Below are 22374 nucleotides of genomic sequence, written 5' to 3'. Positions count from 1 at the left end.
GTCCGGGGCGCACGCAAGGAGACCCTCCGATGACAGAAACCTACACGCCCCCCGCCGTCTGGACCTGGGACCGCGAGAACGGCGGCAAGTTCGCCAGCACCAACCGCCCCGTCGCCGGGGCCACCCACGACCATGACCTGCCCGTGGGCGCGCATCCCTTCCAGCTCTATTCGCTGGCCACGCCCAACGGGGTCAAGGTGACGGTGCTCTTCGAGGAACTGCTCGCCGAAGGGCACGAGGGCGCCGAGTACGACGCCTGGCTCGTCGACATCGGCAAGGGGGAGCAATTCGGCTCGGGCTTCGTCGCCGCCAATCCCAACTCCAAGATCCCTGCCCTGATCGACAGATCCGGACCCGAGCCTGTCCGGGTCTTCGAATCGGGCGCCATCCTGATCCATCTCGCGGAGAAGTTCGGCGCCTTCCTCGCTCCCTCGGGCCCTGCCCGCGCCGAACAGCTCAGCTGGCTCATGTGGCAGATGGGCTCCGCCCCCTTCCTCGGCGGCGGCTTCGGCCACTTCTATGCCTATGCGCCCGAGAAATACCGCTATCCGATCGACCGCTACGCGATGGAATCGAAGCGTCAGATGGACGTGCTCGACCGGGAGCTGGCCGAGAAACCCTTCATCGCCGGCGCGGACTATTCCATCGCCGACATGGCGATCTGGCCCTGGTACGGGCAACTCGCCCTTGGCCGGCTCTATGACGCGGGCGATTTCCTCGATGTGAGGAGCTACGCCAACGTCCTTGCCTGGGCCGAGAAGATCGACGCCCGTCCGGCGGTGCAGCGCGGACGAATGGTCAACCGCAAATCCGGAGAGCCGCACACCCAGCTGTGGGAACGCCACTCTGCGCAGGATTTCGAGACCCGCACGCAGGACAAGATCGGCGACGCCGCCCAGTGACGGCACCGCCCCGCCGGTCGACCCGGCGGGGCCGGACGCTCAGCCCTTCTTCAGCGCGTCGCGGATCTCGATGAGGATATCGAGCTCCGACGGCCCCGTCTCCACGGTCGGCTCCACGTCGTCGGGCTTCTCCGCGATGGCCTTGATCCGGTTCACCGCCTTCACCAGCATGAAGACAACGAGGGCGATGATCAGGAAATTGATCGCGGCGGTGATGAAATTGCCGTACATGAACTGCGCCTCGCCCACGCCGAAGCTGAGGCCCGAGAAATCTAGCCCCCCGATGAAGAGCCCGATCAGCGGGTTCACCAGATCCTCCACGAGCGAGGTCACGATCGCCGTGAAGGCCGCCCCTATGATGATCCCGACGGCAAGGTCCATCACGTTGCCCTTGGCTATGAAGTCCCTGAATTCCTTGATCATTGCGTCCTCTCATCCTCGCTTTTCCGGCCGCAGGTGCGGTCGCGCACAGTGTCGACGCAGCCTGCCGCAAGGGAAAGACCCTTTCGCCTGTCCCCCTGGGCCATAGCTTTCCCGCATCACCCAGGACGAAGGAAGACCCATGACCGCTCTTGCCGATTTTCCCGTGACCGAACGCTGGCCCGCCGCCCATCCCGACCGGATCCAGCTCTATTCCTATCCCACCCCCAACGGCGTGAAAGTCTCCATCGCGCTCGAGGAACTGGGCCTGCCCTACGAGCCGCACCTCGTCACCCTCTCGGACACGGACGTGAAGAGCCCCGCCTTCCTGTCGCTCAATCCCAACAACAAGATCCCCGCGATCATCGACCCCGACGGCCCCGGCGGCGCCCCCCTCGCACTTTTCGAATCGGGCGCGATCCTGGTCTATCTGGCGGATAAGTCCGGTCGCCTCATGGGCGGCACGCCCGCAGAGAAATACGAGATCCTGCAATGGGTCATGTTCCAGATGGGCGGGGTCGGCCCGATGTTCGGGCAGCTCGGCTTCTTCTGGAAGTTCGCAGGCGCGAAGATGGAGGACCCCACCGCGCGGGACCGTTACATCGGCGAGGCGAAGCGGCTTCTGGCCGTGGTGGAGAAGCGGCTGGAGGACCGCGACTGGATCGCGGGAGACTTCTCCATCGCGGATATCGCGCTGGCGCCCTGGCTCAATGCGCTGGACTTCTACGGCGCGAAGGAGGTCACGGGCTACACCGACCTCGTTCGCGTCCCGGCCTATGTGGATCGCTTCTTCGACCGCCCCGCGGCCCGGCGCGGCCGCCGCATCCCGGATCCCGACCAGGCCGCTGCCTGAAACGGGCACTCACCGGAGACCGGCGGCCATGTCCCGGCCTGCTCGTCCCGCCCGAAAGGCGGGGCGAGCGCATCCTGCGCGCCGAAGGCGCTCCGTCGGATCACCGGCCGCAGGATCAGCCCGGCAGCCGGCCCGTCAGGACGTAACGCAGGATCTGCGCCACCTGTTCGGGCGTCTCGGCCACGGCATTCGCGGCCTCGTCCACCTCCTTCAGGGCATGCCCGTGCTCCTCCGGATGCAGGATCACGAGGGGCTTGCCCAGCGCCGACGCATAGCCCGCGTCGAAGGCGGCGTTCCACTGCTTGTACTTCTCCCCGAACCGCACGACGACCACGTCGGCCTGCTCCAGCAGATGCCGGGTGCGGATCGCGTTCACGCCCGCGCCCTTGCGGTCGTGCCAGAATTTCTTCTCTTCGGGACCGAGGATCGCGACCCCGCAATCGTCGCTCGCCGGATGGTCCGTCACCGGCGCAGAGAATTGAATGTCGAGCCCCTCGCAGCCCGCCATCACCGTCTCGCGCCAGTCGGTGTGGATCTCTCCCGACAGGTAGACCTGCAATGTCATGTCTCTCTCCCTTTCCTGCGGGGACCACCCCCGGGGATCACCCCCGAAGGCTGCCGCCCGTGGCCTTGGTGACCTTTTCCACGATCTTTGCCGAGACCGCCTCGATCTCCTTGTCGGTCAGCGTCGCCCCGCGCGGCTGCAGCCGCACCGTGATCGCCAGCGACTTCTTCCCGTCGCCAAGGCTGCCGCCCGCGAAGAGGTCGAAGACGCGCACCTCCTCGATCAGCGTCTTGTCGGCGCCCTGGGCGGCATTCATCACCGCCGCGGCCTCGACATCCTGATCGAGGACGAAGGCGAAATCCCGCTCGACGGCCTGAAGGTCCACCGCATCGAGCGCCCCGCGGGCCGACCCCGCCTTGCGCGGCTCGGGCACCCGGTCGGGCCAGAGCACCAGCGCCATCGCCGGCCCCTTCACGTCGAGCGCGTCGAGAACCTTCGGATGCAGCTCGCCGAAAACGCCCAGCACCACCTTGGGCCCGAGGCACAGAAGCCCGTGCCGCCCCGGATGCCACCAGCCTTCGCCGCCGCGCCGGATCTGCAACCGCGCCGGTGCGCCGATGGCGGCAAGGATCGCCTCCGCATCCGCCTTCGCGTCGAAAAGGTCCACAGGCCGCGAGGCGCCGTGCAGGTCCTTCGGCCCGGTCCGCCCCACGCGCAGCCCCGCGACCTCGGTCTCCTGTTCCCCCGGCTCGCCGCCCGAAAAGGCCGCACCGATCTCGAAAAGGCCGAGGGCCGCGAAGCCCCGCGCCTGGTTCCGCGCCGCCGCCTGCAGAAGGCCCGGCAGCAGCGAAGGACGCATGTGGCTCATCTCCGAGGAGATCGGATTCTCGAGCCGCGCCGCCTCGGTCCCGCCCAAGAGCTCCGCCGCCCGCCCGTCGATGAACGAGTAGCTCACGCATTCGTTGAGCCCCAGCGCCGCCGCCGTCCGCCGCGCCGCCTGCTGGCGCTTCTGCGACAGGGTCAGGATCGGCCGTGCCACGCCCGCGCCCATCCGCGGCATGGGCTTCGGCTCCAGCTTCGTCAGCGACGCGATCCGCGCCACCTCCTCCACCAGATCGGCCGCACCCAGGATATCGGGCCGCCAGGACGGCGCATAGGCCATGTCCCCCTCCAGCGTGAATCCCAGAGCCTCCAGCGAAGCGCGCTGCGTCTCCGCCGGAATGGACATCCCCACAAGGCTCTCCACCCGCGCGGTATCGAGCCGGTACCCCCGCCGCCAGTCCGGGATCTCCCCCGCCCTGACGACCTCCGAGGCCTCCCCGCCCGCGTGATCCACGATCATCCTGACCGCATGCTCCAGCCCCTCGGGCGTGAAGGCCGGGTCGATCCCGCGCTCGAAGCGGTAGCGGGCATCGGAATTGATCTTCAGCGCGCGGCCCGTGTAGGCCGTCCTGACCGGATCGAAATACGCCGCCTCAACGAAGACATTCACCGTCTCCGCCGTGCAGCCCGTCCGGAGCCCGCCCATGACACCCGCGATGCTCTCGGGCCCCTGGGCATCGGCGATGACCGTCATCCCCGGCTCGAAGGTGTAGGTCTTCTCGTCCAGCCCCACCAGCGTCTCGCCGCCCTTCGCGCGGTAGAGCCGCAGCGCCGATCCGGTGATCGTGTCCGCGTCGAAGACGTGCAGCGGCCGGTTCAGGTCGTAGGTCATGTAGTTCGTCACATCGACGAGGAACGAGATCGGCCGCAGCCCGATCGCCCGCAGCCTGTCCTGCATCCATTGCGGCGACGGCCCGTTCCTGACCCCCCGGATCAGCCGCCCGAAGAAGACTGGCGCCTGCCCCCGCGTATCCTCGTCGATGGTCACGCTCACCGGGCAGGGGAAGCTCGCCGGAACGGGCTCCAGCGGCAGGGGCTTCATCCGTCCGAGCCCCCGCGCGGCCAGATCCCGCGCGATGCCCCGCACGCCCAGCGCGTCGGGCCGGTTCGGCGTGATCGCGATCTCGATCACCGGGTCCACCTTGGCTGGGTCGTTCTTCGCCAGCCAGTCGACGAACCGCTCCCCCACCTCGCCCGAGGGCAACTCGATGATGCCGTCATGCTCCTCCGAGAGCTCCATCTCCCGCTCGGAGCACATCATCCCGTGGCTTTCGATCCCCCGGATCTTGCCCACGCCGATGGTCGTGTCGATGCCGGGCACGTAGACGCCCGGATGGGCGATCACCGCCGTGATCCCCTCGCGCGCATTGGGCGCGCCGCAGATGATCTGCACCTCGCCCCGGTCGGTCAGCACCTGGCAGACCCGCAACTTGTCCGCATCGGGATGCTTCTCCGCCTTCAGAACCTTGCCCAGGGTGAACTCCGCCAGGGCCGCGGCGGGGTTCTCCACGCCCTCCACCTCGAGCCCGAGATCGGTCAGCGTCTCGGCGATCTCCTCGACGGACGCCTCGGTGTCGAGATGCGTCCTGAGCCAGGAAAGGGTGAATTTCATGGGGCCGTGCCTCTGGCTGTCCGGGGTCGCCCGCTCTCTAGCCCAGCTCGCCGGGGGGTGAAAGGCCGGCCCGCGCCACCTTGGCTGTCGGGTGAGTTTCCAACCCGCCTCGCGCCCCGCAAGACGAGACCAGCCCGCGCCGTGGCCGCCCCTGGGCGGGCGCTTCGGTCGGCCCGAGCGGCGTGCTTTGTCCCCGCCACCCCGCCGCACATTCGTTCGGCGCGAGACCTCACCCCTGCGCCCGCCCCCGGGGAGGGGCGGCCGCGGCGCGGGCAGGCCGTGCGCGCAACCTCAGACCAACCCGTAGGGTGGGTTTCCAACCCACCACGCCCCGCCACCTCCTTACTCCCGGTTCCGCCGCTTATGCGCCTTGAGCCAGAACGACACGCCCACCGCCGGCAGGATGATGACCCCCCACCCGAGCGCATTGAGCACCGTCAGCCGCTGCTTGGCCTCGAGCGGCACATCCTCCGCTCGCCACAGCGCAACGTGCCCGAGCACGATGGCGGCCAGGACGAACACGAAGGCGAGATAACGGAACCAGCGCGGCATGGTCCCGACATGGCGCCCGCCCGGCCCCGGTCGAGCGGGCGCGCGCATCCGCCGCAAGGCCGGTCAGCCGCGCGCGAGCAGCGTTTCCACCCCCACCTGCAGCGCCATGACGAAGAACAGCGCCGCCGTGACGGCTGTCTGCACGACGGTGCGATTGAAATAGCGGACCTGCTTGATCGCCTCGATCTGCAGATGAAACTCCTCCGCCACCCCCTCCATCTCGAAGAGGTGCCTCAGGCGCGGCGACGGCTCGTAGATCAGGCAGCGCAACAGGTAGAGGATGGAGACGGAAATCACCGCCACCTGCGAGAACATCAGGATCAGCGCGAGCCAGGTCTCCGACAGCGAGAAGAGGAAGGCCGAGGCCGCTAGCAGGATCGCAAGGACCGCCAGCAGCGCCGCCGCCTTGGCGTCGATCTCCGCCATGATCGTCCGCGCCTCGTCGAGCGTGATCTCGGCACCGCTGAGCCGCGCCTCGACCTCCACGCAGACCGGCCCCAGCGACAGAGCGTCCGCGCCCGGCATCAGCCGCCGGTCCATCAGCGCGACAAGGCGCGGCAGAAGGCCCGGCGCCATGATGCCCTAGGCCGACAGTCCGCGATGCAGGGTCGGCACGTCGAGCGCGGCAAAGCCGTAGTGCCGCAGCCACCGCAGGTCGCTGTCGAAGAACGCGCGCAGGTCGGGGATGCCGTATTTCAGCATCGCAAGCCGGTCGATGCCGAGGCCGAAGGCGAACCCCTGCCACTGGTCCGGGTCGATCCCGCCCGCCGCCAGCACCTTGGGATGCACCATGCCCGAGCCGCCGGCCTCCAGCCAGTCGTCCCCCTCGCCGAGCTTCAGCTGCCCGCCCACCCAGGAACAGCGGAAATCTATCTCCGCCGAAGGCTCGGTGAACGGGAAATGCGAAGCCCGGAAGCGGACCTCCACCTTCTCCACCTCGAAGAAGGCCGCCGCGAATTCCTCGAGGCACCACTTGAGGTTCGCCATGGAGATGTCGCGGTCGATGGCCAGCCCCTCGACCTGGTGGAACATCGGCGTATGCGTCTGATCGTAGTCCGAGCGGTAGACCCGTCCCGGCGCGATGATGCGGCAGGGCGCACCATGGGCCTCCATGTGCCGGATCTGCACCGGGCTCGTGTGGGTGCGCAGCACATGGGGCGGGCGATTGTCGCCCTCGGCGCGCGCCATGTAGAACGTGTCCATCTCCGCCCGCGCGGGATGGTGGCCGGGGATGTTCAGCGCGTCGAAATTGTACCAGTCGCTCTCGACCTGCGGCCCTTCGGCGACGGAAAAGCCCATGTCCGCGAAGATCGCCGTGATTTCCTCGGTCACCTGGCTCACCGGGTGGACGGTGCCCTGCGCGCGCGGCCGCGACGGCAGGGTGACGTCGAGCCATTCAGAGGCCAGCCGCGCCTCCAGCGCCGCGTCGCCCAGCGCGGCCTTCTTGGCGGCGAGCGCCGAGGTGATCTCGTCCTTCAGGGCGTTCAGCCGCGGCCCGGCCTCCTTGCGCTCCTCGGGGGTCATCCGCCCGAGTTCGCGCATGGCGAGGCTGACCTCCCCCTTCTTGCCGATGGCCTGGACCCGCAAGTCCTCGAGCCGGCTCTCGTCGGCCGCGTCGCGGATGAGCCCCAGATATTTCTCGCGCAGATCGTCCATGCGTGTCCCCTTGCCCGGCGCGCGTGAGGTAGCCGCCGCGCGCGCCCTTGGCAACCGGCGGGGACGCGGGGGACGCGTCACGCGGGACCCGAAACCCGCCCTGCCGCCGGGCGTAGGGTGGGTTTCCAACCCACCACCGAGGCATGCGGTCCCTCCGCGCGACGGTCGGTGGGTTGAAAACCCACCCTACCCTGCCAGCTCTGCCCGCACCGCCGCGGCGATCACCGCCTCCTCGTCGGTCTCGATCCTGAGGATGCGGACCGTCCCCGCCCCGATCTCGCGGGCGCAGGCCGCATTGGCCGCCGCCCCAGCCGGGCGTAGGGTGGGTTTCCAACCCACCACCCCCCGACCCCGCTCCGTAGGGTGGGTTTCCAACCCACCCCCCGAGGCCCGCCGCCCCCCGTCAAACTTCCGCGCGCACCGCCGCCGCGATCACCGATTCCTCGTCCGTCTCGACCCTGAGGATCCGCACCGGCCCAGCGCCGATCTCCCGCGCGCGCGCGGCATTGGCCGCCTCGTCCACCGCAAGCCCGAGGAACCCCAACCTCTCCACCGCCCGCGCGCGGATCAATGCGGAGTTCTCCCCGATCCCCCCCGTGAAGACGAGCCCGTCGAGCCCGCCCAGAACCGCCGCCATAGCGCCGATCTCCCGCGACAGGCGGAACACGAAATAGTCGATTGCCTCCCCCGCTCTCGGATCGTCCGAGGCTTCCAGCGTCCGCATGTCCGAGGTGATCCCCGACAGCCCCTTCAGCCCGCTCTCGCGGTAGAGAAGCGCGGTGATCTCCCCGGCACTCATCCCGCGCCGGTCCATCAGGTAGAGCAGGACGCCCGGGTCGATCTGCCCGCAGCGCGTGCCCATGGGCAGCCCGTCAAGCGCGGAGAAACCCATGGTGGACCCGACGCTCCGGCCGCCCTTCAGCGCGCACATCGAGGCGCCGTTGCCCAGGTGACAGACGATCACCCGCCCGGCGTGCAGTTCCGGCGCCTCGGCCGCCAGCACGCCCGCAATGTACTCGTAGCTCAGCCCGTGGAACCCGTAGCGCCGCACACCCGCCTCGTAATACTCCCTCGGCAGGGCGAAGGTGTCGTTGACCCAGGGATGCCCGCGGTGGAATGCCGTGTCGAAGGCCCCCACCTGCACCGCGTCGGGAAACACCGCCCTTGCCGCCCTCAGCCCGGCGAGGTTGTGCGGCTGGTGCAGCGGCGCGAAGGGCGCCAGCGCCTCGAGCTCCGCCACCACCTCCGCCGTCAGCCGCGCCGGCCCCCGCCGGTCCGCCCCGCCATGGACGATCCGGTGACCCACCCCCGACACGCGCCGCCCGGCCAGCGCAGGCGCCAGCGCATCGAGGATCACCTCCAGCGCCCCGGCATGGTCCACCGGCCCGATCTCCCTCGCCTCCTCTCCGTCGCCCCCGTCGAACACCAGACGCGCCGCGCCACCGAGCTGCTCCACCTGCCCCCCGGCGCCGCGCGTCACCCCGTCGGGCCAGAGCGAGAACTTCAGCGAGGAACTCCCGGCGTTCAGCGTCAGGAGCGCGGCCATCAGCGCCCCGCCCCGTAAGCGGCATGGAGCGCGGCAATGGCGCAGGACGCCAGCCGCGCCTTCTCGTCATCGGCGCGGCTCGTCAGGATCACCGGCACCATCGCCCCGATCACCAGCCCGCCCGCCTCGGCATGGGCCATGAAGGTCAGCTGCTTGGCGATCATGTTCGCCGATTCGAGATTGGGCGCCACGAGGATGTCCGCCCGTCCCGCGACAAGGCTCCGGATCCCCTTCGTCGCCGCGGCCTGCAGGTCGATCGCATTGTCCATCGCCAGGGGCCCGTCCACCAGCCCCCCGGTGATCTGCCCCCGGTCGGCCATCTTCGACAGGGCGGCGGCATCCACCGTCGAGGGGATGTTCGGGTTCACCACCTCCACCGCCGACAGGATCCCCGCCTTCGGTTCCTCCACCCCCAGCGCACGGGCGAGGTCTATGGCGTTCTGCACGATGTCCACCTTGGTGGCGAGGTCAGGCGAAATGTTGATCGCGGCATCGGTGACGAAGACCATGTGATCGACGCCCGGCACGTCCATGGCGAAGACATGGGACAGCCGCCTCCCGGTGCGCAGCCCGCCGTCGCGCTTCATCACCGCCGAGAGCAGCAGGTCGGTGTGCAGATGCCCCTTCATCACGGCCTTCGCCCGGCCCTCGTGAACCAGCGCCACGGCCCTCGCCGCCGCCCGGGCTGGGTCGGGCTCGTCGATGATCTCGAGCCCGGCGATGTCGAGCCCGGCCTCCGTCGCCGCCTGCGCGATCAGTGCGGCGCTGCCGACGAGGATCGGCGAGATCAGCGTGTGATCCCGCCCCAGCAGCGCGCCCTCCAGCGCATCCGCCTTTTCGGGGGCCACCACGGCGGTGGGGATCGGGTCCAGATGCTCGGCCCTCTCCAGCATCCGGTCGAAATGCACATGCCTCTGCACCGTGAGGCCGGGCACGGCCCCCGCCTCCACCGACACCGCGCGGTCCGGGGCGATCACCACCGCCTCTCCCTCGACGAGGCGCCTGCCCTCGGGGCCGTCGACGCAGACATCGAACGTCACCTCCCGGTTCTCGCCCTTGGCGGTGACCCTGACCCGCGCCACCAGTTCCTCTCCGGGATGGGCGCGTCCGACAAAGCGCAGGCTCTGCGACCGGTAGAGCGTGCCCGGCCCGGGAAGGCAGTTGCCGAAGACGCCCGAGATCAGCGCCGCGAGCCAGGCCGAGGGGGCCACCGCCTCGGGCGCCCCGTCGCCATCGCCGTCGAGGTCCGGCAGATGCATCGGGTTCATGTTGCCACTGGCATGGGCGAAGACATAGAGATCGTCGGCCACGCAGAGCCGCCGCATGCTGGCCTCCATGCCGATTTCGAGCGCGTCATAGGTCGTGTTCGCGTAGCGCGTCATGGCTGTCCTCGCTCCGGTCTCCTGCCTCGTTCCCCGTGATCCCGTCTCCCGGCGCCGGGTGCAAGCCGCGCGATCATGGACGCGGAATGTAACGCGCGGTCCCGACCGTTAACGCCAAAACGTCCGGCGACCGCCCATCCATTGCCGCATTCTCGGAACAAAAATCGCGCTGACAGATCCCACGATGTTACCTTCGCATGGAGTTTTTCACCATGGCTCCCGTCGCCCGCTCGACCCTCGCGCGCCTCGCCCCGCTTGTCCTCGGCCTGATGGCCGTGGCGGCCTTCGCCTCGGGGATCCTGCTCCAGATGCAGATCAACGCGCGACAGGCGGCTCTCGGGGAAATCTACCTCGCCGGACCGCCGGCGCCGGTCAGCATCGGCCGCTTCGATCCCGGCCGGGACGTCAGCCCCATCGGCGAGGCGCGGCTGACCGCGGCGCTCGACCTCGACGCGGCCCGCGACATCGGCCCCCTGTCGGAGGGCGGTCCGACCGCGCTCGCCGTGCCGCTCCGTGCCGGCGCGGACACGTCCGACAGCGCCGGCCTTGCGATCTTCGTGATGACCGGTCCGAACCGCGTGACGCCCGAGATGCTCCGCTCCGTCCCCGGAGCCGAGGCCTCGTCGCTTCCGCTCCTGACGCTGAACGGCGTGATCCGTCCGGCGGGTCAATGGCAGGGCGCCCTCGCCGCGGAGAACCTCGCCGGCTTCGCCGCGACCGGGCCGGTGATCTTCCCCTTCGTGGAGGGCCGTCGTGCCGCGATCCTGCCGCCCGATTACGGCCGGTCCACGGTATCACGGCAGTTCTCGTGGCTCGCCGGCGGTCTTGTCGTTCTGGCGCTCTTCACCTTCGCGGCCACGGGTCGCGCCGGCCGCCGCGCGGCCGGGGCCCGCTCCGCCAAACGCAAGGCAGCCGGAACCGCCCCGAAGACGCCGGAAAGCCCGGCCGGCAGGACCGCGCGCCCCGCCGCGGCCGTCCGCCCTGCCCGGGTCTCCCCCACGGCAGCCGCAACCGCATCGCAATCCACGGCCGAGCCGATCCTCGTGGTGACCTCGGGCACCGGCGACGATCTTCCCGAGGTCGACTCCCGCCGCTCCCCCACCCGCGCGATCCTGCTCGGCCTCGCACTCACATTCATCGCAATGGCGGCCGTTCTCGCCGTCCCGGGCCTGTTGGATCGCTTCGGTTTCGAGACCCCCGCCCTTCCTGACATGAGCTTCGGCTCCTGGGCCGCGGACCGCTGGCAGACGGCGCTGGCGGGCGACGTCAGGGCGATCCTCGTGCTGGTGCTCGGCGGGATCGCCGTGACCTCCCTCGTGGTCAAGGTCGTGGTGGAGACACGCCGCCGTCCGGCGATCCGCTCCCTCCACTGATCCGGGACACGGCGCGCTTGGCCCTCAGATCGAGACGGTGACACCCGGAAGCGCCAGCGCCTTCATCAGTTCCCGCAATTCCTGCCGGGCCGCGATGTTGGAGATGTTGAGCGACTTCACCCCGATGTCGCGCAGGTCGAGCAGGGTCAGACCGCGCGGGAACAGCTCGCGGAAGATCACCCTCTCATGAAAGCCCGGCGCCGTGCGGAACCCGATCCGCCGGCTGAGCGTCTCGAGGGCCTTTTCCATCTTCGCCTTGTTGACCATGGCCTGCGCGCCCAGCCGATTGCGCACCACGACCCAGTCGATCGGGACGAGGCCCGCCCGCGCCCGCAGCTGGCGGGCGCTCCAGACCATCTCGGAATAGACGCTGGGGCCGAGGATTTTCTCCCCATCGCCATCGATCCGCGCCAGAAGATCGAAATCCACGAAACTGTCGTTCAGCGGGGTGATCAGCGTGTCCGCGAGAGAATGCGCCACCTGCGCGAGGCGGGTGTGGCTGCCGGGACAGTCGATCAGGACGAACTCCACCTCCGGCTCGAGGGCGGCGACGGCCGCCGAGAGCCGGTGATCGCTCGCGTTCTCCCCGGGTTCGAGCCCGGCGGCATCGACGTCCGGCAGATCGACATGGCGCGGGGTGGGCAGGCCCAGCCCCTCCGCCTCGAGGAAGGCGCGGCGGTTGGCCATGTAGCGCGCAAGGCTCTGCTGCCGCAGGTCGAGGTCCAGCGTGCCGACCCGGTGCCCCAGCCGCGCCAGCGCGGTGGCGACATGCATCGACACGGTCGACTTGCCCGCGCCGCCCTTCTCGTTGCCGACGACGATGATATGCGCCATTCCGCCCGCCTGCCCCTGCCCCTGCTCCTGCCCGCGGCACTCTATGGCGCGGCGCGGGCTCCCGGAAGCCCGGCGCGACGCTCTGGCCCCGAAGAATGCCCCGAAGGCCACGCCCTCGTGCGGCAGCCAAGACGGCTTTTCCAGGATTTCCGTTTTATATCAAAATCTTGACAGGGCGTTTCATCGTGAAACGCCGCAAAAAACGCCGCCCCGATCCCCCGGAGCGGCGTCCCGTCGTCCGTCCTCGGGACGGTAATCTCAGAAGCCGAAACCCTCGAACTTCTTCTTGAACTTGGAAACCCGGCCGCCCGTGTCCATCAGCCGCGTGCCGCCGCCGGTCCAGGCGGGGTGAACCGAGGGGTCGATATCGAGCGAGAGCTGGTCGCCCTCCTTGCCCCAGGTGGATTTCATCTGGATGACGTCGCCGTTGGTCAGCTTGACGTCGATCAGGTGATAGTCGGGGTGAATGTCCTTTTTCATCGCCTCCGCTCCTCTCAGGCCTCGGCCCCGGCCGCATCGGCCTTGGGCTTGTAGTTGCCGACCTCGGCGATCCGCGCCGACTTCCCGCGCCGCGCGCGCAGGTAGTAGAGCTTCGCCCGCCGCACCTTGCCGCGGCGCACGACGGTGATCTCGGCGATGTTCGTCGAATGCAGGGGAAACACCCGCTCCACGCCTTCGCCGAAGGAAATCTTGCGGACGGTGAACGATCCCGCGATGCCCGAGCCGTTCTTGCGGCTGATGCAGACGCCCTCGTAGTTCTGGACCCGGCTGCGGGTCCCTTCCGTCACCTTGTAGCCAACGCGGATCGTGTCGCCCGCCTTGAAGTCGGGGATGCTCTTCCCCAGGGAGGCGATCTGTTCCGCCTCGAGTTCAGCGATCAGGTTCATCTGACCAACTCCTCATGCTGCTCACGGTTGTCCCGTGAAGATGTCCGGCGGTCGAGAGCTCCGGTCTTCGTCCGGGTTCCGGCAGCAGCGCCGGCCCGCAGGAGATCGCCCGGCCTTTCCTTGGCCGTCAGTCGCGCCCGGACGGAACCTTGCCGGATCGAAGTCTCCGGTTTCAGCGGCCCCTCATGTCGGACGGCCCGAAACGGCACCGCGGTGCGGCGCCGTCCCGTCTGGCGCGGCTGCTACCTCAAAGCTCTCCGCGGATCAAGCGGCATCGCCGGGTTCGCCGCGGCCTGCGCCCGCGGCGAACCCCCGGAGGGGCGCGGCCCCTCCGGACCTCCCCGGAGTATTTCCGGCCAGACGAGGAGGGGGCTGGGGTCTATTCCCGAAGGGCGCGCGCCCGGTAGGCGGCCCAGAGGTCGGGTCGGCGCGCCCGGGTGACGGCCTCGGCCTCCTCCCGGCGCCAGTCCGCGATCCGCGCATGATGGCCGGACATCAGCACATCGGGAATCGGCCGTCCCTGCCACTCGGCGGGCCGGGTGTACTGGGGATGCTCCAGCAGGCCCGCCGAGAAGCTTTCTTCCTCCGTGGAGGCGGCGTTGCCGAGGACGCCGGGCCGCAGCCGGACGCAGGCGTCGATCACCGCCTGGGCGGCAAGTTCGCCGCCCGTCAGGACGAAATCGCCTAGGCTCAGCTCCTCGATCCCGTAGTGGTCGAGCACGCGCTGATCGACGCCTTCGAACCGACCGCAGAGCAGCGTAACACCCGGCGCCGCGGCGAGACGCCGGGCGATGCCCTGGTCGAACCGCGCGCCTCGCGGCGAAAGATAGACCAGCGGCAGTTCCCCGCGCCGCCTGCGGGCCTCGTCAATCGCCGCGCCCACCACGTCCGGCCGCAGCACCATGCCCGCTCCGCCGCCCGCGGGCGTATCGTCGACATTGCGGTGCCGGCCGATGCCGAAGCGACGCAGGTCGATGGCGTCGATCTGCCAGAGCCCGTCCTTCAGCGCCTTGCCGGTCAGGCTCTCGCCCAGGAGGCCGGGAAAGGCCTCGGGCAGGAGCGTGATCACCTGCGCGGTCCAGGCCCGCGCCAGCAGAGGGCGATCCGTCATCAGCTCGCGAGGGGCGAGGGTGGCGGAGATGGACTTGCGCCCGTGGGATCTCGCGGCGTCGGACATGGCGCCTGATAGCCGAGCGCGGGGCCGAGATAAATGCCCGCGCTCGGTCAGGCGATCGCGATGAGCCCGAAGAGGACGAGGAGGAACAGGACCAGTACGATGACGATCAGCACCTTGGCCCCAGTCAGCGCGACCCCGGCGAGACGTCCGAAGCCGAGCACGGCGGCGATGGCGGCGACGGCGAGCAGGATGAGAATGAGTTCGAGCATCGGCGGGACCTTTCCGTGGGGATATGAACGAACAACGCCCGCGCGGCTTCAGCCGTTCCCCCGCACCCACCCGCCCACGCCTCGTGAGGCGCACAGCGCCTGCTTCCGGGCCTTCAGGTCCTCCGTGGTCAGCCCGGACCGGTTCAGTGCCAGAAGCTCGCGGGCGAGATCGGCATCCGGTCCGCGATTGCCGTGACCGACGGGGAGGAGACCCTCGGAGGAGAGGCCCGCCAGTTCGAGGAGCGCGCCGCCGGGACCCAGCGGATGCTCCCGAGCCCGCTCGAGCGGCAGGCAGGTCACCGGCAGCGGGGCAAGAGCAGAGGCGATCCGCCGGGCCGCGCCGTCGAGGTCCGCGGCGCGGTGGTAGCGGCGGGCGAAGACCGGCCAGTCCTCCCGCAGGCGGGTGCCGATCAGGAGGTGACGCCAGGCGCTGGAGAGCCAGGCCTCGGGCGCGCGCGTCGTCAGCACCACATGACACTCGTGACCCGACAGACTTTCCCGCAGCACCTGGACAAGGACCGGCAGGATCTCGGCCGCGGCGCCGTAATCCGCCACGTCGGGCCATCCGGGAATGTGGCCCGACAGACCTTCGCAGCTGAGGACGAGGTGCCGGTCGCCTGGCGCATCGGCCAGCACCTCGGTCAGGGATCCGGCTGCCGCCACGAGGTCCGCGACCTGTCGTTTCCGCGCGTAGCGCATGGCGGCATCGGCCACCAAACGCAAATGGCGCAACAGGTAGAGCCGCGCCACCGGCGCGAGGCGCTCGCGGTTGTGCCAGAGGAAATGCTGGGCGCTCGACGTGCCGGTCTTGTGGAACCCGGGATGAAGCAGAATGCGCCGCCCCACGGGTCTCAGCCCTCGGTCTCCGGCAGGAGACCGGGCGGCGGGTCCGCGACGATGCGGCCCGCGGCGAGGTCCACCGTAGGCACGACCTGACGGGTGAAGGGCAGAAGCAGTCCGGTGCCGAGACCCGGCCCCTCGATCTCCAGCAGATCGCCCGCCCCGTGGTCATGGACCGCGCGGACCCGGCCAATCAGCGCGCCGCCGGTGTCGTGCACCGGGAGGCCGATGAGATCGGCATGGTAATACTCGTCTTCCGCGACCTCGGGCAGCCGGTCGCGATCGGCGTAAAGCTCCGTGCCGCGCAGCACATCGGCTTGTTCCCGGGTGACGATGCCGTCCACCCGCGCGGTGAAGGCGCCCTTCGCCTGTCCGGTCAGCACGATCTCGGCAAAGCGCCGACCGTCCGCCGAAAAGAGCGGGGCATAGGCGACGATGGACTCCGGCTCGGCGCAGAAGCTCTTCAGCCGCACCTCGCCGCGCACGCCGAAAGCACCCGCCAGCGCGCCGACGACGACGCGCTGCGGGGGCTTGCTGTCCGGTCCGCCGGTCACGGCGAAGGACCCCTGTCCGCCTTACTCGGCTGCGGCGTCTTCACCGGCGCTCTGGGCGGCGGCGGCCTTCTCGGCACGGGCGGCGGCGCGTTCCTGCGCGGCCTTGCCGGGCTGGGCCTTCTTGGGGTTGTTGCGCGTCTTCTTCTCGACGACGCCCGCGGCCTCGAGGAAGCGGCTGACGCGGTCGGTCGGCTGCGCGCCCTGGCCCAGCCAGTACTTGACCCGCTCGACGTCCATGCGGATGCGGTCCTCGCTGTCCTTGGCGAGGAGCGGGTTGTAGGTGCCCAGCTTCTCGATGAAGCGGCCGTCGCGCGGCATCCGGCTGTCTGCCGCGACGATGGAGTAATAGGGGCGCTTTTTCGAGCCGCCGCGGGCGAGGCGAAGTTTCATGGCCATGTCGGTTTCTCCTTGGATATGGCTAGGGACGGATGCGGGGCAGCCGTCATTCCTTGAACTGTTCGTGGTGCTTGATGACTTCCTGGATGATGAAGGCCAGGAATTTCTTGGCGAAATCCGGGTCGAGATCGGCCCGGCGCGCAAGGTCGGTGAGCCGCGCGATCTGGGCCTCTTCGCGGACCGGATCGGCGGGGGGCAGGTCGTGGAGGGCCTTCAGCCGGCCCACGGCCTGGGTATGCTTGAACCGCTCGCCCAGCGTGTAGACGAGGATCGCGTCGAGCCTGTCGATCGACTCGCGGTGCTCGCGCAGCAGGTCGGCGGCCTTGGTGATGGCGTCGGTCACGGGGGTCTCTCCTGCCTGGCGGTCCAGCATGCTCATTCCTCGGACTCCTCCGGAAAGCGGTAGACGACCACCCGGGGATCGAGGGGGTGCGGGTCGCTGTCCGCCACGCCGCCCAGCGCCTCCGCGACGCGTATGGAGCGGGCATGGGCGCGGTCCATGTAGGCGACAAAGCTGCCATCTCCGATCAGCTCGCGCGCATGGCGGATGAGGGCCCGACCGGCCTCGCGGGCGAGACCGCGCCCCTCGGCCTCTTCGACGAGCAGCCAGCCCAATTCCGGTTCGGGGTCGCCCCATTCGTGATCCAGCGTCGCGATACCGAGCGCCCGGCCGGTGTCCCTCTCTTCGAGGACGAAGGCGCCGAAGCCGCGCAGGAGCCACGAGGCCACAAGCTGATTGAAATCGAGCCAGGCCTCCTCGGGGGACATCGGCCCGCCGATGTGGCGGGCGCGGTCGGAGGTCCAGATCGGCTCCAGCCCGGGCCAGTCGTCAAGCCGCGGCGCACGCAGGATCAGGCGCTCGGTCTCCAGGACCGGGATTGCCTCCACGATACCGGCGGCGCGCTCGGCCGCGGGGCCGCGCGGCGGGGTCAGCCAGGGGCGGGTCATGGCCGCGATCCGGGCACAGGATGACGGTAGACACGGCAGCGCGACCCGGCCTTGGGCTGGGGCGCGTCGGGGTCGAGGACGGCGCCCAGCTTCTCCGCGAGCCGCGCGGACCTTTCGTTGCCTTCGCCCACATAGCTGACCACCGTGGCCCACCCGAGCACGTTCCAGGCATGAGAGATGGCGGCGCGGGCGGCCTCGGTGGCGACACCGGTGCCCTCCATCCCGGGATCCCAGACCATCCAGCCGATCTCCGTCTCGGGCCAGTCGGCGGGATGCCACGGCCCGATCAGCGCGACGCAGGTGTCGTCGCCGCCGCGCAGGGTGACGGCCCACATGCCGTAGCCGCGGATCTCCCAGTGACCGAGTTCGGAGGCGAAGACTCGCCAGGCCCGTCCCTCGTCATGGGGCCCGCCCACACCGGCGGACCGGTCCGACGTGAAGAAGGCGCGCGCCGCCTCCCAGTCCTTCGGCGCGGGACGGCGAAGGATCAGCCGCTCGGTCTCGAGACGCTCGGCGGAAGGGGCGGCCACGTCGGAGGTCATGCGGCCTCCGGGTCGGGATGGCGCCAGACCTGCAGGATCGTGCCCGCGGGCGTCCGCCAGGTGCCGTCGCGGAGCGCGCCCAGTCGCATGGCGAGACCGGTCGCGCGGTGGTTGCCGTCGGAGACATACGACACCGCCGTCCGCCAGCCGAGAACCCAGTGTGCGAAACTCCGCGTCGAAACGCTGGCCTCGAAGGCCAGTCCCCGGCCTTCGTGGGACGCGTTCCACAAAAGGAAAACCAGTTCCGGATCGGGCTGGCTGTCGAGGTTCCAAGGACCGAAGACGCCGATCGCCTCGTTGCCCTCGCGGGTAACGGCGACGAAGGGCCCGTATCCCAGGAGGTCATGATGGTTCAGCAGGGCGTCGAAATGATCGGTCGCCTGCTCCGCCATGGCGACGTTGGAGCGCGGGCTTGCGCAAAAGGCCTCGTGCGCCGCCCGGTGTTCGGGGGCAGGCAGCACGAGGCGCAGGCGCGGCGTTTCGGGAGGCAGCCGCCCGCCCGCGCCGTCATCCATGAAGCGCTGTCCGGGGAACCCGGAGGGAAGTCGCATCGCGGCGGTCACTTCTTCTTGCCGAAACCCGAGAGGCCGGGCGGCAGGCCGCCGCCGCCGAGGCCCGGAAAGCCGCCGGGCGGCGCCATCCCGCCCCGGCCCATCTGCGCCTGCGCTGCCGCCGCCACATCCGCATCCGATGGGCCGCCCTTGCCGAACATGCCCTTCATCATCTGCCGGAGCTGACCGCCGCGGCCCATCTTGCCCAGCTTCTTCATCATGTCGGACATCTGCCTGTGCTGTTTCAGCAGCTTGTTGAGCTCCGCAACCTCGAGGCCGGCACCCGCGGAAATGCGCTTCTTGCGGCTGGCCTGAAGGATCTGCGGGTTCGCCCGCTCCTTCTTCGTCATCGAGTTGATCAGGGCGACCTGTCGGGCCAGCACCTTGTCGTCCATTCCCGCGTCGGTCATCTGCTTCTGCATCTTGCCCGCGCCCGGCATCATGGCGAGCATGCCCTCCATGCCGCCCATCTTCTGCATCTGTTCGAGCTGCATCTTCAGGTCGTTCATGTTGAACTGACCCTTCTGGAAGCGCTTCATCATCCGCTCGGCCTGTTCGGCCTCCAGCGTCTGCTGCGCCTTCTCGACGAGGCTGACGATGTCGCCCATGCCAAGGATGCGCCCGGCGATCCGCTCGGCGTGGAACTCCTCGATGGCGTCCATCTTCTCGCCGAGGCCGACGAACCGGATCGGCTTGCCGGTCACCGCGCGCATCGACAGCGCCGCGCCTCCGCGCCCGTCGCCGTCCATCCGCGTGAGCACCACGCCTGAAACGCCGATCTTGTCGTCGAATTCCTCGGCAACATTCACCGCGTCCTGGCCCGTCAGGCCGTCCACGACCAGCAGCGTCTCGCGCGGGTTCGCGACGTCGCGCACGGCCGCGGCCTGCGCGATCAGTTCGGCATCGATATGCAGCCGACCGGCGGTATCGAGCATGTAGACGTCGTAGCCGCCGAAGCTCGCCTGGGTCTTCGCCCGCTTCGCGATGGCGATGGCGTCCTCGCCCTTGACAATGGGCAGGGTGTCGACGCCGATCTGGGCGCCGAGAATGGCCAGTTGCTCCATCGCCGCGGGGCGGTTGGTGTCGAGCGAGGCCATCAGCACCTTCTTGCCCTCGCGCTCCTTCAAGCGCTTGGCGAGCTTGGCCGTCGTCGTGGTCTTTCCCGACCCCTGCAGGCCCACCATCAGGATCGGCGCGGGCGGATTGTCGATCTTGAGGCGGCCCGGGTCCTCGTCCCCGGTCAGGACGCCGACAAGCTCGTCATGGACGATCTTGACGACCTGCTGGCCCGGTGTGACCGACTTGGTCACGGACGCTCCCGTCGCCTTCTTCTCCACCGCCTTGATGAAATCCCGCGCCACCTCGAGAGAGACATCCGCCTCGAGCAGCGCCACGCGCACCTCGCGCAGGGCGGATTTCACGTCCTCGGGGCTCAACGCGCCCTGCTTCGTCAGGCGGTCGAAGACGCCGGAGAGGCGTTCGGAGAGATTTTCGAACATCGGCGGTCCCTCTGGACGGTGGCGGGTCTGGCCCCGATGTGGGGACCGGCGGATCAAACGACAAACGCCCCCGTGGGCGAAACTCGCTGACGGGGGGCGATCCCGGCGGCGCCGGGACCGGAAGCTCATGCGACTTCCGGATCGGTTTCGCTTAGCCGCTCGGCCCGACCGAGTCAACGCGAGCGGCAGACGGGGCGACACCGCCTCGCAGCCAGTCGTTGATCAGGTCGGCGGCCCGGCGCACGGGTGGTCCCGAGGAGAAGGCCCAGGTGAAGAGCCATGGCCCCTGTTCAGCGCCCGGACGGAGAACGTAGGCGAGCCGGCAGCTGCGGCCTTCCGTATCCGGCAGGTCCTGGACGATCGCCCGCTCCAGCCGGTCGAGAGGCAGGACCCTCTCGCCATAGCCCAGAAGGGTGCGGCGGCGGTGGCGCAGTTCGTTTGCGCGCCGGTCGAGGACAAGCTGGTTGCGGCGCGCGAGGGTGAGAAGGAACAGAAAGAGCACCGGGCAGCCGAGCCCCAGGAGCAGCGTGCCCGGCAGGATCACGCCGCCGCCGATCAGCATCAGTCCGGTTCCGGCGACACAGAGGATCGCAGCGACCATGATAATCGACACAGACCACGGCTGGCTGTCGAGCACGAGGGTATCGCGGGTCATCTGCACCTTCATGCCATGGAAACCGGCATCAGCCGAAACCGCTCCGGACCCGACCTGCGGCACCTCGCCGCAGCACGGCCTCAGCCAGCGCGGTCCGTCTCGCCCCGCGCCTCAGCCAGCCATGCGTTCACGGCATCCGCCGCACGCTGCGCGTTGTTTCCGCTGCTGTAGGCCGTGGTGAAGGGATGTGTCCCGGCGTCCGGTCCTTCCGAAAGTACATAGGCCATGCGTCGCGTCTGCTTGCCGTCCGACCGGCTGTACTGCACCTCGGCCCCGGCGAGCGCGGCAAGCTCGAACCGGGTCTCGGTATGCCCGAAGATGGTGCGCCTCCGGTGCAGCAATTCGCCGGTCTGCCGGTTCAGCACCAGCTGGTTCCGCCGGACGAAGAGGGCGAAGAACACCCCGAAGAACAGCGGCATCCCCAGAACGAACAACAGACCCTGCCCCCACAGGCCTTCCATGAGCATCCGGATCCCTCCGGCCATGAAGGCGAGAAGCATTATGGACAGCAGGGCCGCGATGAAGATCGGTCGGTTGTCGATGACGAGGAGGTCGGGGGTGCGCTCGATCTTCATGGTCCGGAAGCTAGAAGGGCCCTGACCCTGCATCAACCGACAAATCGCGCCCGAAAGGCGGATGCGAGCTCTTGCGCTGACGCACAGAAGTGCGATATTCATCGGTATACTGTATTCTGGCGCACAGAAGCGGGACGAGGTGATGAACTGGGACGAAATCCGCACCGCCTATCAGGTGGCGAGGCTCGGCACCGTGTCCGGCGCGGCGGAGGCCCTCGGCGTACATCATGCGACGGTGATCCGTCATGTCGACGCCCTCGAACAGCGGCTGGGCGTCAAGCTTTTTCAGCGCCACGCCCGCGGATACACGGCGACGGAGGCGGGGCACGACCTGTTGCAGGTCGCTCAGGCCACGGATGACCAACTCACCCAGCTCGTCGGACGGATCAAGGGCCTCGGCGAAGGGGTGACCGGCGACTTGACGGTGACCTCCCTCGCGTCCCTCGCCTCGCTGATCACCCCCGTGCTCGCCGATTTCCAGCGCGAGAACGAAGGGCTGACAGTGCATTATCTCACGGGCGACCGACTCTTCCGCCTCGAATACGGAGAGGCCCATGTCGCCCTCCGCGCGGGCGCCGCACCCGAACAGCCGGACAATGTCGTGCAGCCATTCCGGTCGCAGAAGATGCGCATGGTCGCCACCGAAGACTACGTCCGCCGCCACGGCAAGCCGGAGAGCCCAGACGATCTGCCCAGCCACCTTTTCGTGGGGCATTCCGACACCGAAAGCCGTGCACCCTTCATGCGCTGGCTGCGCGCCCATGTCCCGGCGGAACGGATCGTCTTCCGGACCGCCGATAATCGCAGCCAGCTCGACGCCATCATGTCCGGGGCGGGTATCGGCTTCATGCCCGACTGGGAATGCGCCGTACGTCCCGGCCTCGTGGAGGTCATGCCCCCGCTCGCGGAATGGGAGGCGCCGATCTGGATCGTGACCCATGTCGATCTGCACCGGACGCCCAAGGTACAGGCCTTTCTGACCTTCCTGAAGGCGCGAGCCAGGACCTGGGATTTCGGCTGAGCC

28 protein-coding genes are annotated in these 22374 nt (G+C 69.2%); 4 read left to right on the top strand and 24 right to left on the bottom strand.

Going from position 1 to position 22374, the window contains the following annotated elements:
• Positions 1-29: 29 nt before the first annotated feature.
• Positions 30-902 carry a glutathione-dependent disulfide-bond oxidoreductase gene (gene yghU / locus EAT49_RS14415; RefSeq protein WP_123643002.1) on the top strand — a complete coding sequence of 291 codons (873 nt, stop codon included), beginning with the start codon at positions 30-32 and terminating at the stop codon, positions 900-902.
• A gap of 39 nt (positions 903-941) precedes the next feature.
• On the opposite strand, the gene mscL is transcribed toward yghU, so the two are convergent.
• Positions 942-1325 (bottom strand): large conductance mechanosensitive channel protein MscL, encoded by a 384-nt coding sequence (mscL, locus tag EAT49_RS14410; protein WP_123643001.1) that lies wholly within the window; start codon positions 1323-1325, stop codon positions 942-944.
• A gap of 139 nt (positions 1326-1464) precedes the next feature.
• Here mscL and EAT49_RS14405 point away from each other — a divergent pair, with 139 nt between their 5' ends.
• Entirely contained in the window at positions 1465-2175 is a 711-nt protein-coding gene (locus tag EAT49_RS14405) for a glutathione S-transferase family protein (RefSeq protein ID WP_123643000.1), read from the top strand.
• A 115-nt stretch (positions 2176-2290) separates the two neighbouring features.
• On the opposite strand, the gene EAT49_RS14400 is transcribed toward EAT49_RS14405, so the two are convergent.
• The 8 genes from EAT49_RS14400 to EAT49_RS14370 form a co-directional block, all read right to left on the bottom strand.
• On the bottom strand, positions 2291-2740 hold the full coding sequence (locus EAT49_RS14400; RefSeq protein ID WP_123642999.1) for a YtoQ family protein: 450 nt from the start codon (positions 2738-2740) through the stop codon (positions 2291-2293).
• A gap of 37 nt (positions 2741-2777) precedes the next feature.
• Complete coding sequence (pheT, locus tag EAT49_RS14395) at positions 2778-5174, bottom strand: phenylalanine--tRNA ligase subunit beta (protein WP_123642998.1); 2397 nt, start codon at positions 5172-5174, stop codon at positions 2778-2780.
• Positions 5175-5516: 342 nt separating this feature from the next.
• Positions 5517-5726, bottom strand: a complete 210-nt coding sequence (locus tag EAT49_RS14390; protein ID WP_123642997.1) for a phenylalanyl-tRNA synthetase subunit beta — start codon at positions 5724-5726, stop codon at positions 5517-5519.
• Between the two features lie 63 nt (positions 5727-5789).
• Positions 5790-6302 carry a hypothetical protein gene (locus tag EAT49_RS14385; protein WP_123642996.1) on the bottom strand — a complete coding sequence of 171 codons (513 nt, stop codon included), beginning with the start codon at positions 6300-6302 and terminating at the stop codon, positions 5790-5792.
• 6 nt (positions 6303-6308) lie between these two features.
• Positions 6309-7382 carry a phenylalanine--tRNA ligase subunit alpha gene (gene pheS / locus EAT49_RS14380; protein WP_123642995.1) on the bottom strand — a complete coding sequence of 358 codons (1074 nt, stop codon included), beginning with the start codon at positions 7380-7382 and terminating at the stop codon, positions 6309-6311.
• 186 nt (positions 7383-7568) lie between these two features.
• Complete coding sequence (locus EAT49_RS21255) at positions 7569-7721, bottom strand: hypothetical protein (RefSeq protein ID WP_185020767.1); 153 nt, start codon at positions 7719-7721, stop codon at positions 7569-7571.
• A gap of 64 nt (positions 7722-7785) precedes the next feature.
• The gene (locus EAT49_RS14375; protein ID WP_123642994.1) at positions 7786-8928 is read right to left on the bottom strand and encodes an acetate/propionate family kinase; all 1143 of its coding nucleotides are present in this window, start codon (positions 8926-8928) and stop codon (positions 7786-7788) included.
• Positions 8928-10310, bottom strand: a complete 1383-nt coding sequence (locus EAT49_RS14370) for a bifunctional enoyl-CoA hydratase/phosphate acetyltransferase (RefSeq protein WP_123642993.1) — start codon at positions 10308-10310, stop codon at positions 8928-8930. The genes EAT49_RS14375 and EAT49_RS14370 overlap by 1 nt, the downstream gene beginning before the upstream one ends.
• Before the next feature lie 197 nt (positions 10311-10507).
• Here EAT49_RS14370 and EAT49_RS14365 point away from each other — a divergent pair, with 197 nt between their 5' ends.
• Positions 10508-11683, top strand: a complete 1176-nt coding sequence (locus EAT49_RS14365) for a hypothetical protein (protein WP_123642992.1) — start codon at positions 10508-10510, stop codon at positions 11681-11683.
• Between the two features lie 24 nt (positions 11684-11707).
• On the opposite strand, the gene EAT49_RS14360 is transcribed toward EAT49_RS14365, so the two are convergent.
• The 15 genes from EAT49_RS14360 to EAT49_RS14290 form a co-directional block, all read right to left on the bottom strand.
• On the bottom strand, positions 11708-12517 hold the full coding sequence (locus tag EAT49_RS14360; RefSeq protein ID WP_123642991.1) for a division plane positioning ATPase MipZ: 810 nt from the start codon (positions 12515-12517) through the stop codon (positions 11708-11710).
• A 258-nt stretch (positions 12518-12775) separates the two neighbouring features.
• Positions 12776-12997, bottom strand: a complete 222-nt coding sequence (gene rpmE / locus EAT49_RS14355; RefSeq protein ID WP_123642990.1) for a 50S ribosomal protein L31 — start codon at positions 12995-12997, stop codon at positions 12776-12778.
• 14 nt (positions 12998-13011) lie between these two features.
• Positions 13012-13404 carry a 50S ribosomal protein L19 gene (rplS, locus tag EAT49_RS14350; protein ID WP_123642989.1) on the bottom strand — a complete coding sequence of 131 codons (393 nt, stop codon included), beginning with the start codon at positions 13402-13404 and terminating at the stop codon, positions 13012-13014.
• Between the two features lie 379 nt (positions 13405-13783).
• Positions 13784-14581 (bottom strand): tRNA (guanosine(37)-N1)-methyltransferase TrmD, encoded by a 798-nt coding sequence (gene trmD, locus EAT49_RS14345; protein WP_123642988.1) that lies wholly within the window; start codon positions 14579-14581, stop codon positions 13784-13786.
• Between the two features lie 47 nt (positions 14582-14628).
• A complete protein-coding gene (locus EAT49_RS14340) occupies positions 14629-14790 on the bottom strand; it encodes a DUF1328 family protein (RefSeq protein WP_123642987.1) in 162 nt (53 codons plus the stop codon).
• Positions 14791-14838: 48 nt separating this feature from the next.
• Entirely contained in the window at positions 14839-15636 is a 798-nt protein-coding gene (locus EAT49_RS14335) for a hypothetical protein (RefSeq protein ID WP_123642986.1), read from the bottom strand.
• A 5-nt stretch (positions 15637-15641) separates the two neighbouring features.
• Complete coding sequence (gene rimM, locus EAT49_RS14330; protein WP_123642985.1) at positions 15642-16184, bottom strand: ribosome maturation factor RimM; 543 nt, start codon at positions 16182-16184, stop codon at positions 15642-15644.
• A gap of 21 nt (positions 16185-16205) precedes the next feature.
• A complete protein-coding gene (rpsP, locus tag EAT49_RS14325) occupies positions 16206-16580 on the bottom strand; it encodes a 30S ribosomal protein S16 (RefSeq protein WP_123642984.1) in 375 nt (124 codons plus the stop codon).
• A 46-nt stretch (positions 16581-16626) separates the two neighbouring features.
• Positions 16627-16959, bottom strand: coding sequence for a chorismate mutase (locus EAT49_RS14320; protein ID WP_425459531.1), 333 nt, complete (start codon positions 16957-16959; stop codon positions 16627-16629).
• Positions 16956-17528 carry a GNAT family N-acetyltransferase gene (locus EAT49_RS14315; protein WP_123642983.1) on the bottom strand — a complete coding sequence of 191 codons (573 nt, stop codon included), beginning with the start codon at positions 17526-17528 and terminating at the stop codon, positions 16956-16958. The genes EAT49_RS14320 and EAT49_RS14315 overlap by 4 nt, the downstream gene beginning before the upstream one ends.
• The gene (locus tag EAT49_RS14310) at positions 17525-18070 is read right to left on the bottom strand and encodes a GNAT family N-acetyltransferase (protein ID WP_123642982.1); all 546 of its coding nucleotides are present in this window, start codon (positions 18068-18070) and stop codon (positions 17525-17527) included. The genes EAT49_RS14315 and EAT49_RS14310 overlap by 4 nt, the downstream gene beginning before the upstream one ends.
• Positions 18067-18585 (bottom strand): GNAT family N-acetyltransferase, encoded by a 519-nt coding sequence (locus EAT49_RS14305; protein ID WP_185020766.1) that lies wholly within the window; start codon positions 18583-18585, stop codon positions 18067-18069. Before EAT49_RS14305 ends, EAT49_RS14310 begins: the two co-directional genes overlap by 4 nt.
• Before the next feature lie 44 nt (positions 18586-18629).
• Positions 18630-20120 carry a signal recognition particle protein gene (ffh, locus tag EAT49_RS14300; RefSeq protein ID WP_123642980.1) on the bottom strand — a complete coding sequence of 497 codons (1491 nt, stop codon included), beginning with the start codon at positions 20118-20120 and terminating at the stop codon, positions 18630-18632.
• Positions 20121-20271: 151 nt separating this feature from the next.
• Positions 20272-20775 carry a hypothetical protein gene (locus EAT49_RS14295; protein ID WP_123642979.1) on the bottom strand — a complete coding sequence of 168 codons (504 nt, stop codon included), beginning with the start codon at positions 20773-20775 and terminating at the stop codon, positions 20272-20274.
• Between the two features lie 80 nt (positions 20776-20855).
• Positions 20856-21350, bottom strand: coding sequence for a hypothetical protein (locus EAT49_RS14290; RefSeq protein WP_123642978.1), 495 nt, complete (start codon positions 21348-21350; stop codon positions 20856-20858).
• A gap of 139 nt (positions 21351-21489) precedes the next feature.
• On the opposite strand from EAT49_RS14290, the gene EAT49_RS14285 reads away from it, so the two are divergent.
• Positions 21490-22371 carry a LysR family transcriptional regulator gene (locus tag EAT49_RS14285; protein ID WP_123642977.1) on the top strand — a complete coding sequence of 294 codons (882 nt, stop codon included), beginning with the start codon at positions 21490-21492 and terminating at the stop codon, positions 22369-22371.
• Positions 22372-22374 lie beyond the last annotated feature (3 nt).

The organism is Histidinibacterium lentulum, assembly GCF_003789055.1.
Classification (GTDB): Bacteria; Pseudomonadota; Alphaproteobacteria; order Rhodobacterales; family Rhodobacteraceae; genus Oceanicola; species Oceanicola lentulus.
The sequence above is the reverse complement of the archived record's forward strand: the minus strand, read 5'-3'. Positions and strand labels throughout refer to the sequence as shown.